We start from the raw sequence: 17,902 nt of genomic DNA on the forward strand, positions 1-17,902 counted from the left end.
TCTAATTATAGAGATGAAAAGAAATAAGATATTAAGTTTAATCGCCTTGGTGGTTGTGCTTTCCTCCAGCTGTAAAGATTCCTTTCTCGAAGAAAAAAGAGATCTGGCCGGATATAATGAAGAAGTTTTTAAAGATGCAGCATTGGCTCAGGGTTACGTAGATTATGTTTACGGCTTATTCTTGCCGGCAAACAATGCACAATCACTATCCTGGAATTTAGCTACAGGTAATGATAATTTCGCCAGGACAACAGATGAATTTGCTGGCGAAACAGATTTTAACAAAGTGTGGGCAACGATCAGTTATACCAACAGCCATGCCTTAAATTATTTTGGGGCGAGATTAACCACCAGTATTGTCAATAATCCGTATACGAGATTAAAACAGATTAACATTTTTATTGCTGAAATTGATAAATATGGCCTGCCGGAAGATGTGAGGAAACGCCTTAAAGGTCAAATGTATTTCTGGAGAGCCTGGCAATACTTCGATTTGGTAAGATTATACGGTGGCGTGCCATTGGCATTGGTACCACAAGATCCCATTTCAGAAGATGGAACATCGTTGCAAATCCCTAGAAGTTCCAGCTCTGAATGTATTAAACAAATCATCGCAGATCTTGATATGGCGCAATCGTTATTACCAGGTAAATGGGGAAATTCAGATTGGGGCCGCATTACCAGTGGTGCTTGTGCCGCGATGAAAGGCAAAGTGCTGTTAACTTGGGCGAGTCCATTATTTAACCGTACAGATGATATTACCCGTTGGGAAGCAGCTTATCAGGCAAACCTGGCGGCAAAAACATTATTGGAAGCAAACGGTGGTGGTTTATTCAAGACTGGCGGCACTGCAAATGGTGTGGCTTGGGGCAACATGTGGTTCTCTGAAGTGAATAATCCGGAAGCCGTAATTGTTTATGGTTTTAATAACCTCGCCATCGGCGGAACAACTACGAAAAATAATGGCTGGGAGCAGGCCGCAAGATCAAAAGAGCTTAATGGAGCAGGATCACTATCACCAACAAAGGAAATTGTAGATGCTTTCCCGATGAAAGATGGTAAAATGCCAGGTGCTTCAACTACTTATGCTTATGATGCGAAGAAATTCTATAAAAATAGAGATCCGCGTTTCTATAAAACTTTTGTATACAATGGTGCAATCTGGCCATATGCAGGAAACACGACTTTCAAACAGTGGACTTATAAATGGTACAAAACCGCTGCTGAAACAGTACCCAGTTTAACAACAGAAGCAAAAGGAGCAAATTCCAGTGCCATTTATATTAGTAAGGCCACTGATCCTTCAGCATCCAACACCAATGGAAATTTTCAACAAAACGGTATGGATTTTATGGAAATGCGTTTCGCCGAAGTGATCTTAAACCTAGCTGAATCTGCCATTGGTGCAAATAAATTGGGTGAAGGTTTAGAAGGTATTAAATCCATCAGAGAACGTGCGGGAGTGGAAAATTTAGACGGCGCATATGGATTGGCTGGCGCTACCAGCAGAGACCAGTTATTCTCTGCCGTTTTAAAAGAGAGAAACATCGAATTCGCTTACGAAGGAAAAAGGTTTTTTGATTTAAGACGCTGGATGTTGTTTGAAGAAAACTCTCCTACTGCTGCACGTTTAGGGATTAAACCTTTAAATGGTACCAGAAGAAAAGGATATTTCATCACTGTAAAATCAGTTGCAGGTGCTAAATATGTGGGTACAAATGATCCATTGATTAAACCAGCTACCGGAAATGCACCGATAATTGATCGTGATCCGGCAACCTATCCAACAGCAAATGGCAGTGCAAATTATGCGGCATATTTGGATTATTTATATGATAACATATTCGTGATTACTGAAAAAGATGATTTGGATAGAACAAACCCGGCCGACTGGAAATTTAAATGGTACCCTGAATATTATTTCTTTGGCCTGAACGAAAACATTTTAAGTTCATCGCCATATTTAGAGCAAACTACAGGATGGAATAGTTTAAAAGGAGCAGGTACATTTGATCCGTTGAAATAAGATTGTTTTACAGCATTGGGATAAGTTAGCGCAATCTCGATTTATATATTTGGTTTGGAAGAGGGGAGCAGCGAGTGCGATCCTCTTTTTTTATTCAAGAATGTTACATTTATATATGAATATAATCTCTATCTTGTAACTCAGCTTAGCAGCCGATATTCAGGTGTTTCGAATCCGGGAAAACGGATTAAAATTCGTTCGCTGATTTAAGGAGTTAAGCTAAAAATCTTTAGATTAAGTGCTGATTTAAAGAATAATATATTTTCTAACCAAAATTGATAAACCAGGATTGATCAAAGAATGAGCCGAATAATAAATCTTAATATTGCGTTATTTTAGCGAAGTATTTATCGACTTAACTTTTGTTTTTCCAACGAGCAAAACACAAATGAAAAAGAACTTTTTAAATCTGCTGTTTTCAGCAGCATTAATACTCTCAGCTGGTTCAGCTTTTGCCCAATATCCTACAATTCCCGAAGATGTTAAGAAGTCATCAGATTCTATGATGAAGGAAGCTTATCATCAGTCTGATATGGCCTGGGAAAAGGCAAAACCCATCATTCTGAAAGAAGAGAAAGAGGGCAAGCCTTATATTCCATGGGCTGGCCGACCAACGGATTTGCCGCAATCAGAATTATTGGCTTTCCCGGGTGCTGAAGGTGGTGGTGCTTATAGTTTCGGTGGTCGTGGCGGAAGAGTAATAGTCGTTAAAAATTTAAATGACAGTGGTCCGGGTTCTTTACGCGATGCCTGTGAACAGGGTGGAGCCAGGATAGTAGTTTTCAACGTTTCGGGGATCATCAGGATCAAAACACCACTCATTATTCGTGCACCATATATCACCATTGAAGGTCAAACGGCACCAGGTGATGGTGTTTGCGTAGCTGGAGAATCGGTTTGGTTAAATACACATGATGTGATTGTTCGTTTCATGCGCTTTAGAAGAGGCGAAACCTTTGTGGGGCGTCGGGATGATGCGATTGGCGGTAATCCGGTAGGCAATATCATGATCGATCACGTTTCGGCAAGCTGGGGATTAGACGAAAATATGTCGATGTATCGTCATATGTATAACGATAGCACAGGCAAAATCGAAGATAAACTGGCAACGGTAAACATCACCATTCAAAACTCCATTTTTTCTGAGGCTCTAGATACCTGGAACCATGCTTTTGGTAGCACATTAGGTGGTGAGAACTGTACCTTTATGCGGAACTTATGGGCAGATAATGGCGCCAGAAACCCATCTATTGGGTGGAACGGTATTTTCAACTTTGCAAACAATGTGGTTTTCAATTGGAATAATCGTTCAACGGATGGTGGAGATTATACTGCATTATTTAATATCGTAAATAACTACTATAAACCTGGTCCGGTTACGAATTTAAAAGAGCCGATCAGCTACAGAATACTCAAGCCAGAATCTGGAAGAAGTAAATTACCTTATGTTGTTTACGGTCGTGCTTATGTAGAAGGAAATATTATTGAAGGAAATGAAAAAGTAACTAAAAATAACTGGGATGGTGGCGTTCAGCTGGAGAATAAAAAAGGTGAATTAATGACTTTCGAACAGGCCTCTCCCTATTTTGCAGCCATGCGGGTGAAAAAGCCTTTTCCAATGTCTAAAATCACTATTCTCCCAACTTTAGCAGCGAAAGAATATGTATTAACTAACGTTGGGGCAAACCTTCCGAAGAGAGATCCGGTTGATACCCGCGTAATTAAACAAGTAAAAACAGGTAAAATCGACTTTATTGAAGGCGTTAAATTACCTGAGAAAGATTTCGAACACCGTCGTTTACCAAAAGATTCATACAAACAGGGAATCATTACCGATATTAGTCAAGTCGGCGGTTATCCGGAATATAAAGGTACACCTTACAAAGACTCAGATGATGATGGTATGCCTGATGCGTATGAGTTAAAAAATGGTTTAAACCCAAATGATGCAACTGACGCAGCTAAAATTTCGAAAAGTGGTTATTCGAATATCGAAGTTTATTTAAATAGTGTGATTCCTGTTTCAACTGTAAAACCTAGTTAAGGGAAAATGGAAAGACTAAAGACCAAAGCTGAAAGATTAAAGGCCAAAGCGGAAAGACTAAAGCACTTTGTGTAAGCCAATTTCGTCATTGCGAGGCACGAAGCAATCTTAATGCGAAAGCTTTGTCATTCATGGCGCAGCGAAGAATCTGCAAGCGATGAAAGCATAACATTAACAACCCACTGCCAACAATGTAAGAGTGTAGGTAGAGACAGTAGATAATAGGTTGCAGATGCTTCATGCTTCAGCGTGACAACACGGGTTTGTCATTCAGAGCGTAGCGAAGAATCTGCAGACGATGAAAGTAAACATTAACAACCCACTGCCAACAATGTAAGCGCGTAGGCAGAGACAGTAGATAATAGGTTGCAGATGCTTCATGCTTCAGCGTGACAACACGGGTTTGTCATTCAGAACGCAGCGAAGAATCTGCAGGCGATGAAAGTAAAACATTAACAACCCACTGCCAACAATGTAAGCGCGGGGGCAGAGACATTAATAATAAGTTGCAGATGCTTCATGCTTCAGCATGACAACAAGGGTTTTGTCATTCCGAACGCAGCGAATAATCTGCAAGCGATGAAAGCAAAACATTAACAAGCCACCGCCAACAATGGAAGAATGTGGGCAGATACAGTAAATAATAGGTTGCAGATGCTTTATGCTTCAGCATGACAATAAGGGGTTTTGTCATTCAGAGCGCAGCGAAGAATCTGCAAGCGATGAAAGCCGAACATTAACAACCCACTGCCAATAATTTAAAAGCGTGGGTAGAGACAGTAAATAATATGTTGCAGATGCTTAATGCTTCAGCATGACAACAAGGGTTTGTCATTCAGAGCGCAGCGAAGAATCTGTAAGCGATGAAAGCAGAACATTAACATAACCCACTGCCAACAATGTAAGCGCGGGGGCAGAGACAGTAAACAATAGGTTGCAGATGCTTCATGCTTCAGCATGACAACACGGGTTTGTCATTCAGAGCGCAGCGAAGAATCTGCAGGCGATGAAAGCAGAACATTAACAACCCACTGCCAACAATGTAAGCGTGTGGGCAGAAACAGTAAATAATAGGTTGCAGATGCTTCATGCTTCAGCATGACAACAAGAAAAAAATGCCAAAAACCAACCACATATTAAAAGTAAAGCAACTCAAAACCTTATCAATTTTGATGATGGTTCTTTTGATGGCGAACTTTTCATTTGCACAAAAACCAAAACCCATCGAGCCACCAAAACCTATTTTCAAAGGTAAGGATGGTAAAATGGCTTATACGGCAGATAAGCTGGGGAATTGTATTCCTGATTTCTCCTATGCAGGTTATATGGCAGGCGAAAAAGCAATTCCATCAGCGCAGGTCAAAGTTGTAGTGCCTTTAAAAGATGATGATGCTACGCTAAGAATTCAATCAGCCATAAATTATGTATCTAAATTACCTGTCGGGAAAGATGGTTTGCGTGGGGCGATTTTGCTGGAGAAAGGTACCTATGAAGTTTCCGGAATCTTAAAAATATCAGCTTCAGGCGTTGTGCTTCGTGGCAGCGGAATGGGTGAAAGCGGAACTAAAATCTTCGCACAAGGTTTGGATCGGATTGGGGTGATCAGAATTTTAGGTAAAAAAGATAAGATAGAAGAATCGCCAATAGCCATTACAGATAATTATGTTCCGGTAAATGCACAAAAAATTACACTAGCAAATGCCACTGGCTTTAAAGTGGGCGATAAAATCATGATTCATCGCCCATCAACCAAAGAATGGATTGAAACCCTTAAAATGGTTGAGTTTGGTGGAGGAGAAAGTGCTTTGGGCTGGAAACCCGGCACCAGAGATTTGTATTTTGATCGGAAAATTACTGCGATCAACGGTTTAATCCTCAGCTTAGATGCGCCAATAACAACAGCTTTTGATACAAAATTTGGAGGTGCAACCGTAACGAAATACAAATGGGATGGTCGGATTTCAAATGCTGGTGTAGAGAATTTAAAGCTCGAATCAGATTATCACAAAGAAAATATTAAAGATGAATACCACCGTTGGACAGCTATTTCTTTAGAATATGTAGAAGATGCCTGGGTTCGGCAGGTGGTGTTTGAGCATTTCGCAGGTTCTGCAGTTAATGTGCTCGAAACAGCAAAGAGAATCACGGTAGAAGATTGTAAATCGCTTGCGCCCATCTCAGAAATTGGTGGCGAACGTCGCTATACATTTTTAACCACCGGGCAACAAACCCTTTTCCAAAGGTTGTATTCAGAATACGGTTATCATGATTTCGCGGTGGGTTTCTGTGCCCCCGGACCAAACGTATTTGTGCAGTGCCAGTCTTATTTGCCTTTCAGTTTTAGTGGTACCATTGATAGCTGGGCATCGGGTGTTTTATTCGATATCGTAAACATTGACGGACAAGCATTAAGTTATTTAAATCGCGGTCAGGATGGGCAAGGTGCAGGCTGGAGCGCGGCGAACAGTGTTTTCTGGCAATGTAGCGCCGCAAGGGTAGATAATTATCAGCCACCAACTGCACAAAATTGGGCATTCGGAACCTGGGCGCAGTTTTCTGGAAATGGCTATTGGGATATGTCGAATGAGCAAATTCAACCACGAAGTTTATATTATGCCCAGCTTAAAGATAGATTAGGGAATGAAGTAGAAGCCAGAACTTTCATCCTTCCGGTAGAAACAGAGGCATCAAGCAGTCCTCCGATAGATGTTGCTCAAAAACTAACTAAACTTGCCTATCAACCTGCCTTAACCTTATCAGCATATATTGATGCCGCATCTGAGCGGAATAAAATTTCAATTGATACCAAACAGGCAAAAATCATCGATAAAATCGGATTAGACAAAGTTGTTCAGCCAGCAATGGCCGATGAGATGACGATAAAAAACGGTTGGCTGGTTCGCGGAAATGAAATCATTTTAGGCAACCGTCAGGATGTGCCCTGGTGGAATGGAAGTGCCCGTCCGCATGGATTGAAAAGCACTAAATTCCACATTACCCGATTTGTGCCTGGTCGTTCCGGTAACGGCTTAACCGATGATTTAGATGCCATTACTGATTCCATGAAAAATGGTTCAGTTAAAATATTAGATCACAATTACGGCCTTTGGTACGATAGAAGGAGAGATGATCACGAACGCATCCGCCGGATGGATGGTGAAGTTTGGGCACCTTTTTACGAATTACCTTTCGCCCGGAGCGGACAGGATAAAGCCTGGGATGGCTTGAGTAAATACGACATCACCAAATACAATCTTTGGTATTGGGACAGGCTGAAAACCTTTGCCAATCTCGCGGATCAGAAAGGTTTGGTTTTGATTCATGAGAACTATTTTCAGCACAATATTATCGAGGCTGGTGCACATTATGCAGATTTTCCGTGGCGTACGTCCAATAACATCAACAATACGGGTTTCCCAGAACCTGTTCCGTATGCAGGCGATAAAAGAATTTTTATGGCCGAGCAGTTTTACGATATCAGCAATGAAAACCGCAAGGCAATCCATAAATCTTATATCCGTAAATGCCTGGAAAATTTTAATGGAAATACAGGTGTGATTCAGTTAATCGGTGCAGAATTTACTGGTCCGCTACACTTTGTACAATTCTGGCTTGATACGATTAAAGAATGGGAGCAGGAAACAGGCAAACATCCGATCATTGGTTTAAGTGTTACCAAAGATGTTCAGGATGCTATTTTAGCGGATAAACAAAGAGCGGATGTAATCGATCTAATCGATATTAAATATTGGCATTATCAGGCAGATGGAACGGCTTATGCACCACAAGGTGGACAGAATTTGGCTCCCCGTCAGCATGCACGCTTACTTAAACCTAAGAAAACATCTTTCGAGGAAGTTTACCATGCGGTTTCCGAGTATCGAAATAATTTTCCTGGCAAGGCAGTGATGTATTCCGGAGACAATTTCGATAGTTTCGGCTGGGCAATTTTGATGGCTGGCGGTTCATTATCCAATGCTAATCATGTAGATCAATCAACGCTTACAGCGATTTCACAAATGAAACCTTTTCTTCCGGCAGGGAAAAACACCAAACAATATGGCTTAGAAAATCCAGGGAAAGCTTATGTTTTATACAATGCTTCTTCAATAGCCAGCAATATAGATTTAACAAAGTTCAGCGGGAAATTTACTGTAAAAATAGTGGATGGTAAGGATGGAAAAGTGTTGAAAGAAGAAAAAATAAATGGAAATGCCATCTCAAAAATTGATAAAGTTGGAAATGGAGATGAAATCATTTTCCTCAATAAGATCTAAAATATGACGATTAAATCAAAGATATTTTTCCTTTCGATGGCTTGTTTAATTGCGTTTGGTTGCAAGGAAAAGCCACATTTTGGAGATAAGAGTTTACTCATCTCTGAAAATGGAAGGTATTTAACAACGGGCAATGGTGAACCTTTTTTCTGGTTGGGCGATACAGGTTGGTTGTTATTCAGTAAGCTTAACCGCGAAGAAGCCAATACCTATTTAGAAGACCGTAAGCAAAAAGGTTTTAATGTGATCCAGGTAATGGTTTTGCATGAAGTGCCATCTGTAAATGTTTACGGCGACTCATCCATCATTAACAAGGATGTTTCAAAACCTGCAATCACAGAAGGGAATGATTTTAAAGACATTAAGGCTTATGATTTTTGGGATCACGTTGATTATATCATTGATCTTGCCGAAAAAAAAGGAATTTATATGGCACTGGTTCCGGTTTGGGGAACGAACGTGAAAGAGAAAAGAGTGAATGTACCGCAGGCGAAAATTTACGCAGAATTTCTTGCCAAAAGATACCGAGAAAAGAGTAACATCATCTGGTTAAACGGTGGAGATATTAAGGGAAGTGATGGTTTAGAAGTTTGGAATGCGATTGGTGAAACTTTACGGGCGAATGATCCTAACCACTTAATTACTTTCCATCCGAGAGGCAGAACAGCTTCATCTACCTGGTTTCACAAAGCCAGCTGGAACGATTTTGATATGATTCAATCAGGGCATCGCCGTTATGACCAGGATACTTCTGCGAAGGAAACATTGCATTATGGTGAAGACAACTGGAAATACATTGAAACAGATTATAAGCTAAAACCAACCAAACCAACCATTGATGGTGAGCCTTCGTATGAGGGAATTCCGCAAGGCTTACATGATACCATCGAACCCCGCTGGACTGATGCCGATGTGCGGAGATATGGATATTGGTCTGTTTTTGCTGGTGCTTTTGGTTACACCTATGGAAATAATGCTGTAATGCAGATGTACAAGTTGACGGATAAGAAGCCCGCTTATGGTCCGAAAGCGCCATGGACAACAGAAATAAATGCCGCAGGAGCAACCCAGATGAAGCATTTAAAAGATTTGATGTTATCGCATTCTTATTTTGATCGTATACCAGATCAAACTTTAATCGCTGGTAAAAACGGAGACCAGTATGAACGTGTGATTGGAACCAGGGGTGAAGAATTTGCCATGTTGTACACTTATACAGGAAAGAATTTCAGTGTTCAAATGGGGAAAATAGATGGTGATGAAGTTAAGGCATCATGGTTCGATCCCAGAACAGGAAAAACGATCTCAATCGGAACATTTGAAAACAAAGGAATAAAAGAATTTAATCCGCCAGGAGAACCTAAAAATGGTAACGACTGGGTTTTGGTGTTGGAGAAGATCTAGTTAAGGCATTATTTGGAGGAACGGTGCAATCAAAACTGCGAACAAGCCTTGATATTGCTGTCATTCTGAGGCACGAAGAATCTGAAGCCGATCAATGCCGTCCTAAATACTGCACTGGTTATTTTTTAAGCATTGGATTTATGGAAGATTGTATTTCATAGCTTGGAGATTCTTCACTGCGTTCAGAATGACAAACCCCGCAGAATATTGCGAGTGGTAGTAGGGTTGAATAGGTAAGTATTAATGTAGAATAAGAAAAATAAAAAATGTTTAAAGCAAAGTACATATCATCATTCCGCTTAGCCATTATTGGCCTGGCTTTGTGTGGATTAACATCTTGCTCAAAACAAGCTTATCTCTTTACCTCATTCCACGAACCGGGCACTGAAGGTTTAAGACTTTTATACAGCTATGACGCTTACCATTGGACGGATTTAGATAAAACGTTTTTAAAACCAGCAATCGGTACGCAGAAAGTAATGCGTGATCCATCCATTGTTCAGGGCCCTGATGGCACCTTCCATTTGGTTTGGACTTGCAGCTGGAAAGGCGATAAAGGATTCGGTTATGCCAGTTCAAAAGATTTAATCAACTGGACAGAACAGAAATTTCTTCCTGTAATGGAAAGTGAGGCGGAAACCGTTAATGTTTGGGCGCCGGAAATTTTCTATGATGATGAGCAAAAGGAATACATAGTGATTTGGGCATCAACCATTCCATTCCGTTTTGCTAAAGGGATAGAGGATGAAAATAATAACCACCGGATGTACGCCATCACGACGAAAGATTTTACGAATTTTTCAAAACCTAAATTGTTTTTAGACCCGGGTTTCAGTGTGATTGATGCAGTAATTGTGAAAAGAGCAGTGAAAGATTATGTATTGGTTTTGAAAGACAACACACGCCCCAATCGGAATTTGAAGATCGCATTTGGCAAGGATGCTTTAGGTCCTTATGAGTATGTTTCAGAAACTTTTAGTCCGAAGTTAACTGAAGGTCCAACGGTAGTAAAAGTAAAAAATGATTGGCTGATTTATTTCGATGCTTACGGACAAAAGATTTATTCTGCTTATAAAACAGCAGACTTTAAAAGGTTTAAAGAGGTGACTTCGCAAGTTTCGATCCCTGAAAGACATAAGCATGGAACGATTATAAAAGTGAAGAAGAAGGTGATTGAGGGATTGAAAAAATATAAATAAGTCGTCATTGCGAGGCACGAAGCAATCTCTTATAAAAAGCAATATTGTCCTGGCTTGGGCTTAGCTGGGTGGAAAATTAAAATAAAATAAATTGTCATCCTGAGGTACGAAGGATCTCCAAGCGATGGAAAACTGCCGCCTGATAGACCACTTAACCAGGAGTAGTGGGGTAAATTCAAGCAGCGTTAATAGGTTGCAGATTCTTCCTTCGTCAGAATGACAGCGGTTAAAATTATAAAATGAAAATATTTAAAATACTTTGCTTAACCCTATCATTTGCTTTTGCGATACAAACTTCGCAAGCGCAAGATACCGTGCGTTATACAGGTAAAACGCTGGTCAATGCCGACTATCATCATGGACAATTAACTCCTGTGGTTGGGGTACACAGCATTCAAACGTTCAGGGCAAACAGGGCGCATCCGGAATTGGCAGAAAACTTCGGCTGGACGTATAACCACGCCCCAATGTTAGCCTATTGGAACAACAAATTTTACATTGAATATTTGAGTGATCAGGTGGGAGAAAGCATCCCACCAGGACAGACCTTATTACAATCTTCACCTGATGGTTATACCTGGAGCAAACCTGATGTGATTTTTCCCATTTACAGAATCGCCGATGGAACCACCAAAGAAGGAAGAACAGATGTAGCAAAAGACTTAGATGCAGTGATGCACCAACGCATGGGCTTCTATGTGTCTACTAAAAATGTATTCCTGGTTTTAGGTTTTTATGCGATCAGTTTTGATGCAAAAGACGACCCGAATGATGGGCATGGGATTGGCAGAGCCGTAAGAGAAATCCAGCCAGATGGAAAATACGGACCCATTTATTTCATTCAGTACAACCCAGGTTATTCAGAAAAAAACACGAAATATCCTTACTTCGAAAAAAGTAAAAATAAAGCGTTCGTTGCGGCATGTAAGGAGTTGCTGGCAAACAAATTAATGACACAGCAATGGAATGAAGAAGCAGATCGAAAAGACCCTTTAATTACTTTACAAAAACAGTATAAAGCCTTCAGCTATTATCACTTATCAGATGGACGAGTGGTTGGTTTATGGAAAAATGCATTAACGGCAATCAGCTCCGATAATGGTGAAAGCTGGCCGGAAAACGCTTCCCGGGCACCGGGTTTTGTTAACAGCAATGCTAAAATCTGGGGGCAAAGAACTGCAGATGGAAATTATGCAACCGTTTATAATCCCTCAGAATACAGATGGCCACTGGCCATTTCGACCAGCAAAAATGGCTTAGACTATACGAATCTGCTTTTGGTAACTGGAGAAATATCCCCTATGCGTTACGGTGGAAATTATAAATCTTACGGTCCGCAATACGTTCGCGGCATTATTGAAGGCAATGGAAAGCCTGCCGATGGTAAACTGTGGGTAACGTACAGCATGAACAAGGAAGATATTTGGGTTTCTTCCGTTCCCTTGCCCGTTACTGATCAAGTAAAACTGCAAGTAAACGACGATTTTTCAAAATTACCAAAAAACAAAGCGCTTGAAAAGTGGAATATTTACAGTCCGTTATGGGCACCAGTAAAAGTAGAAGGTGGAGCCCTTGTGCTTAAAGATAAAGATCCTTTTGATTATGCAAAGGTAGAAAGGGCGTTTCCAGCATCTAAAAAAATCATCACCTCGTTTGCTGTAACGCCGAAACAGAATGATTTTGGCTTATTGGAAATTGAATTGCAGGATGCCAAAGGCTTAGCAACTGTTCGGTTAACTTTCGATACTGTTGGTGTATTGAGTGCAAAGGCCGGTGCGCGTTACAAGAACTTTATGAAGTACGAAGCAGGTAAAAGTTATGATATCAAATTAAAACTGGATGCACATACCCGGTTTTATACGGTAACGGTTAACGGAAAAGACGTGCTAACCAGTCTGGCTTTTCAGCCGATTGCCGAAGTATCGAGAATTGTCTTTCGCACTGGTTCTGTTCGTCGCTTTCCGGATGTCGATACACCAGCAGATCAAACATACGATCTAAAAAATGCTGGTGAACCAGAAAAAAAAGAAGCTGTTTATTTGATTAAGTATTTAAAAACGGAGGGGTTTTAGGATGAGGGTTAAGTTTGGAGTTAGGGGTTTGGAGTTTGGAGTTTTCCCCTCATTGCGTTTGAGCAAATCGTCGCTGCGTTTTCCATTATCGTCATTGCCTTTCAGTAAGTCGTCATTGCGAGGAGGTACGACGAAGCAATCTCCTTCAGGAGAATCGGATTGCTTCAGCTCGCACAAGTTCGGCTTCGCAATGTCTACAGCCCTAAGATTGTCACGTTTCAACATATCGTCATTGCCTTTCATTAAGTCGTCATTGCGAGAGCCAGCTCCGATTTCTCGGAGAGGCACGACAGCTTGTCCCGATTCTTCGGGTAAGCAATCTCCTTTAGCAAACTCAGATTGCTTCAGCTCGCACAAGCCCAACTTCGCAATGACGACTGCCGTAATGACGACGAAGCAATCTCTTATGCTACTACTCTTTTTTCTATTTTGTATCTCCGCCAACGCCAAAATCCTTTTACCTCAAATCCTATCTAACGATATGGTTTTGCAACGCAATAAACCCATCAACATTTGGGGCTTTACTGCGCCTGATGAAAAAATAGTCGTTACTTTCGCTGGTCAGCATAAGCAAACCATAACCGATAAAAACGGGTACTGGAAGGTGGTCTTATCGCCTTTAAAAACATCATCCACCCCTCAAACCATGATCATTTCTGGTTCCAACCGGATTGAATTAACCAATATCCTCGTAGGTGAAGTTTGGGTTTGCTCAGGTCAATCAAATATGGAATATCAAATGCGTAAGCTGGCGAAGATTCCTAAACCAAAAAATGAAAAGCTAGGCTTTCCGTCAGATGAAGTGGCAAAAGCAAAAAATACACAAATCAGAATTTTTCTGGTCAATCGTAAACAGTTAATTAAACCAGACTCACTGCATAAAAGCTGGGCAGTAGCGCAGGATTCAGCTTTAAGGGCTTTTTCTGCCGTTGGGTATTTCTTTGCTAAAGAAGTCCAAGCGAAATTGGGCATCCCGGTAGGAATAATTTCTTCTGCAGTTTCAGGAAGTGCCATCGAACCGTGGATTTCACCAGCGGCTTTTGCTCAGGAAGCCTATTTTAAAAATCAAAAAGTAGGCAATGATCCTGGTAAATTCTACACACCAATGATCGAACCGCTTTCGCAATTTAAGATTCGTGGTTTTTTATGGTATCAGGGGGAAACGAATTGCTTTTTAAATGAAAAGATCAGCTACGCTTATAAAATGAAAACCCTGATCAATTTATGGCGCAAAGCCTGGGGGGAGAAAGATCTTCCTTTTTATTATGTTCAGATTGCCCCATTTAATTACTCAAAAACCAAGGGTAAAATCGCTTTAGATGCAGATACTGAACCTGGTTTTTGGGAAGCACAAATGCAGGTTTTGAGGCTTCCGAACACTGGAATGATTTCGACAAATGACTTAACTGATTCAAACGAAGATCTACACCCGACTTACAAATGGGAGGTAGGCAGAAGATTAGCGCTTCTGGCTTTGGCTAAAACTTACGATCTAAAAATCGACTATTCCGGTCCGGTTTACAAATCTGTTGCATTTAAGGGTGGAAAAGCCTTGCTGAGCTTTGATCATTTGGTTTCTACAAATCAGATTACTGGATTTACCATCTCCGGTAAAGATGGCAAATTTGTAAAGGCCGATGCTTCAGTTGAAGCTGGTAAAGTAGTGGTCTCTTCAAATGAAGTTGCTCAACCTGTTGCGGTGCGTTACAACTGGACAGAAAACCCAACTGGAAATTTTTATAGTAATGGATTACCTGCACTGCCTTTCAGAACGGATAATCCATTAGTGAACCAATTTAAAACCAATTAATGAAGTACAGCATTTTACCTTTCTTTTGTTTAGTAATGATGTTTTTCCCCCTCCGGGCACAGCAAACGGAGAAACTATATCTATCCGGAACTGGAAACGATGACACTGTAAAATGGGATTTTTTCTGTACCGAGGGAATGAATTCCGGGAAATGGACAACCATTCCTGTGCCTTCAAACTGGGAATTGCAAGGGTTTGGAAAGTATAATTACGGTTTTAATAAAGAAACAAATAAGGGGAAAGAACAAGGACTTTATAAGTACAATTTCCAGATACCAACAGCCTGGAAAGACAAGAAAATAAATATCGTTTTTGAAGGCTCGATGACCGATACGGAAGTTAAAATTAATGGAAAATCTGCCGGAGAAACACATAAGGGTTCATTTTATGTTTTTAAATATGATATCACAAACCTGATCAAATTGGAAGGTGATAATTTACTTGAAGTAAAAGTTTCTAAACATTCAGTTAATCAATCGGTTAATGAGGCCGAACGTAAAGCCGATTTCTGGATTTTTGGTGGTATTTTCAGACCAGTTTATTTGGAGGCGTTGCCGCAAACTTATATAGATCGGGTTCAGATTGATGCAAAAGCAAATGGCGTTTTTACGGCTAACGTTTTTACATCTGGCTTGGCCGATAAAATTAATATTCAGCTAACGAATGCAAAAGGGAAAAAACTAGGAAATGAATTTTCGACTAAAATCGCATCGAATTTAACGCAGGTTAATCAGGAATTTAAAAGCCCGGCCTTGTGGTCATCTGAATTTCCAAATCTCTATACGGCAACTTTTACGCTGATTAAAAATGGAAAAGCCATTCACCAACTCACGAAGAAAATTGGATTCAGAACGGTTGAAGTTGAGAAACGTGACGGTGTTTATGTGAATGGGGTTAAAATGAAATTTAAAGGGGTCAATCGCCATTCTTTTTATCCTTCATCCGGCAGAACAACAAGCAAAAGAATCAGCATTGCCGATGTTTCTTTGATGAAAGAAATGAACATGAATGCTGTTCGGATGTCGCATTATCCGCCAGATGGACACTTTCTGGATGTTTGTGATTCCTTGGGTTTATTTGTAATGGATGAATTGGCGGGCTGGCATGGCACTTATGATACCCCAACCGGAACAAAATTGTATCAGGAGATGATGGCCAATGATGAAAATCATCCGTCAATTGTATTTTGGGCCAATGGAAATGAAGGCGGTCACAACCGTGAGCTCGATCATCTTTTCGCTGATAATGATCTTCAGAAACGCCCTTTAATCCATCCATGGGAAGTTTTTAACGGATTCGAAACCACCCATTACCGTGAATTTAATTATGGAATTGGAAATTATGACCATGGCCATAACATCCTGATGCCAACCGAATTTCTTCATGGCATGTGGGATGGAGGTCATGGTGCGGGGATAGAAGATTATTGGAATGCCATGTGGAACAATCCACTTTCTGCGGGTGGTTTCCTGTGGGATTTTGCCGATCAGGCTGTTGTTCGAACAGATAAAAATGGGGAACTGGATACTGATGGAAATCACGGACCAGATGGAATTGTAGGGCCTTACCACGAAAAAGAAGGTAGCTTCTATACGATTAAAGAAGTTTGGAGTCCGGTTTTTGTAGAGAAACAAGAGATGACTGCAGGCTTTGATGGCTCATTTTTTGTGGAAAATAGGTATGCTTTTACCAACCTCAATCAATGTACTTTCGAATGGAAACTGAAAAAATTACAACTAGGTGCAGACGCCGTATTCAAAGCAGGGAAGGCAGATGCGCCAAACATTAAGCCTTTAGAAAAAGGGAAATTACAAATTAATCTACCTACAGATTGGCGGACTTTCGACGCTTTTTATCTAACTGCTAAAGATTTTTATGGCAAGGAATTGTTTACCTGGAGTTTCCCGATTGCTTTGCCTAAAGATGATGCCGATAAAATTGTGGTTAAAACTGGTTCTTCAAAAGTAAGCCTGAAGGAGTCTGCTACCACTTATCAGGTTTCGGCAAATGGTATCGATTTAACTTTTCATAAAACAACCGGATTACTTCAGCAGGCTAAAAATGCTAAAGGAGTAATTCCATTTTCAAATGGCCCGGTTTTGCAAGAAGGTGTGAATAATTTTAAAAATTTCACCACAAAAGTAGATGGTGATAACCTGGTTATTTCATCCAAATTTGATAAAAAAGAAAGCTATAATACTTTAGAGTGGACTATCTATCCATCGGGTTGGTTGAAAATGCAGGTTAAATATTTTCCATCTGCGTACTTCACCACTTTCGTGGGATTAAATTTCTCTTATCCAGAAACGGAAATCAAATCCGTAGTATATAAAGGAAACGGTCCGTATCGCGTTTGGAAAAATCGGATGAAAGGAACGGAATTTGGAATCTGGAAAAAGGATTATAACGACTCGGCAACCGGGGAACCATCCTGGCAATACCCTGAATTTAAAGGCTATTACTCAAATATGTACTGGTGCGAATTTATCGGGAAAACCCAAAACTTTAAAGTGGTTACCGATAGAGAAGATATTTTCCTGCGGTTATTTACACCGAAGAAATCGAAAGATACGGAATACGATAACATGAGTCCGACTTTCCCCATAGGAGATATTTCTTTTATGAATGGCATTTCTGCAATTGGTACGAAAACGCAAAAACCAGAAACCACAGGACCCATGGGAATGAAACATGTATTTTATGATTTTGATAAAGAACCCAGCAGGGCGTTAGATATGACTTTATATTTTGATTTTTCAACGAAATAGAATTAACCGCAAAGAACGCTAAGTTGTTCGCAAAGTAAAGAAGAAAAGAATTGCCCGCAGATAACACGGATTCCGCAGATAAGAGAAAATTAAATCTGCGGAATCCCCGAAATTAGCGGGAGAAAAATGATAAATGAAGAAAAGTATAGCCCGCAGATTACACAGATTCACGCAGATAAGAAAATTATCGGTCTGCGTAAATCACCCAATCATCAGGACAAAAATGGAACAAAGATAACGCTGTAAAGTTCGTCATTGCGAGGAGGCTCGACGAAGCAATCTCTTTAAAAAAGATGTACAAA

At 40.4% G+C, this 17,902-nt stretch carries 8 protein-coding genes; all 8 read left to right on the top strand.

The genetic code is table 11. The annotated features are described in order from the left end of the window. Window positions 1–13: 13 nt before the first annotated feature. The 8 genes from EV200_RS19700 (at window position 14) to EV200_RS19735 (ending at window position 17,600) form a co-directional block, all read left to right on the top strand. On the top strand, window positions 14–2,026 hold the full coding sequence (locus EV200_RS19700) for a RagB/SusD family nutrient uptake outer membrane protein (protein WP_132535799.1): 2,013 nt from the start codon (window positions 14–16) through the stop codon (window positions 2,024–2,026). A gap of 388 nt (window positions 2,027–2,414) precedes the next feature. Continuing rightward, entirely contained in the window at window positions 2,415–4,070 is a 1,656-nt protein-coding gene (locus EV200_RS19705) for a pectate lyase family protein (RefSeq protein ID WP_132535801.1), read from the top strand. A gap of 1,115 nt (window positions 4,071–5,185) precedes the next feature. Continuing rightward, window positions 5,186–8,347 carry a DUF6298 domain-containing protein gene (locus tag EV200_RS19710; RefSeq protein ID WP_132535803.1) on the top strand — a complete coding sequence of 1,054 codons (3,162 nt, stop codon included), beginning with the start codon at window positions 5,186–5,188 and terminating at the stop codon, window positions 8,345–8,347. Window positions 8,348–8,350: 3 nt separating this feature from the next. Next, a complete protein-coding gene (locus tag EV200_RS19715; RefSeq protein WP_132535805.1) occupies window positions 8,351–9,751 on the top strand; it encodes a glycoside hydrolase family 140 protein in 1,401 nt (466 codons plus the stop codon). Window positions 9,752–10,017: 266 nt separating this feature from the next. Beyond that, window positions 10,018–10,950 carry a glycoside hydrolase family 43 protein gene (locus tag EV200_RS19720; RefSeq protein WP_132535807.1) on the top strand — a complete coding sequence of 311 codons (933 nt, stop codon included), beginning with the start codon at window positions 10,018–10,020 and terminating at the stop codon, window positions 10,948–10,950. Window positions 10,951–11,189: 239 nt separating this feature from the next. Then, entirely contained in the window at window positions 11,190–13,022 is a 1,833-nt protein-coding gene (locus EV200_RS19725; protein WP_132535809.1) for a sialidase family protein, read from the top strand. A gap of 406 nt (window positions 13,023–13,428) precedes the next feature. Then, window positions 13,429–14,832: a sialate O-acetylesterase gene (locus EV200_RS19730; RefSeq protein WP_229676752.1), complete on the top strand. Its 1,404-nt coding sequence runs from the start codon at window positions 13,429–13,431 to the stop codon at window positions 14,830–14,832. Beyond that, a complete protein-coding gene (locus EV200_RS19735) occupies window positions 14,832–17,600 on the top strand; it encodes a glycoside hydrolase family 2 protein (protein WP_132535811.1) in 2,769 nt (922 codons plus the stop codon). Before EV200_RS19730 ends, EV200_RS19735 begins: the two co-directional genes overlap by 1 nt. The last annotated feature ends 302 nt before the right edge of the window (window positions 17,601–17,902 follow it).

Origin of the sequence: Pedobacter psychrotolerans (assembly GCF_004340665.1) — a bacterium.
Taxonomy (GTDB): Bacteria; Bacteroidota; Bacteroidia; order Sphingobacteriales; family Sphingobacteriaceae; genus Pedobacter; species Pedobacter psychrotolerans.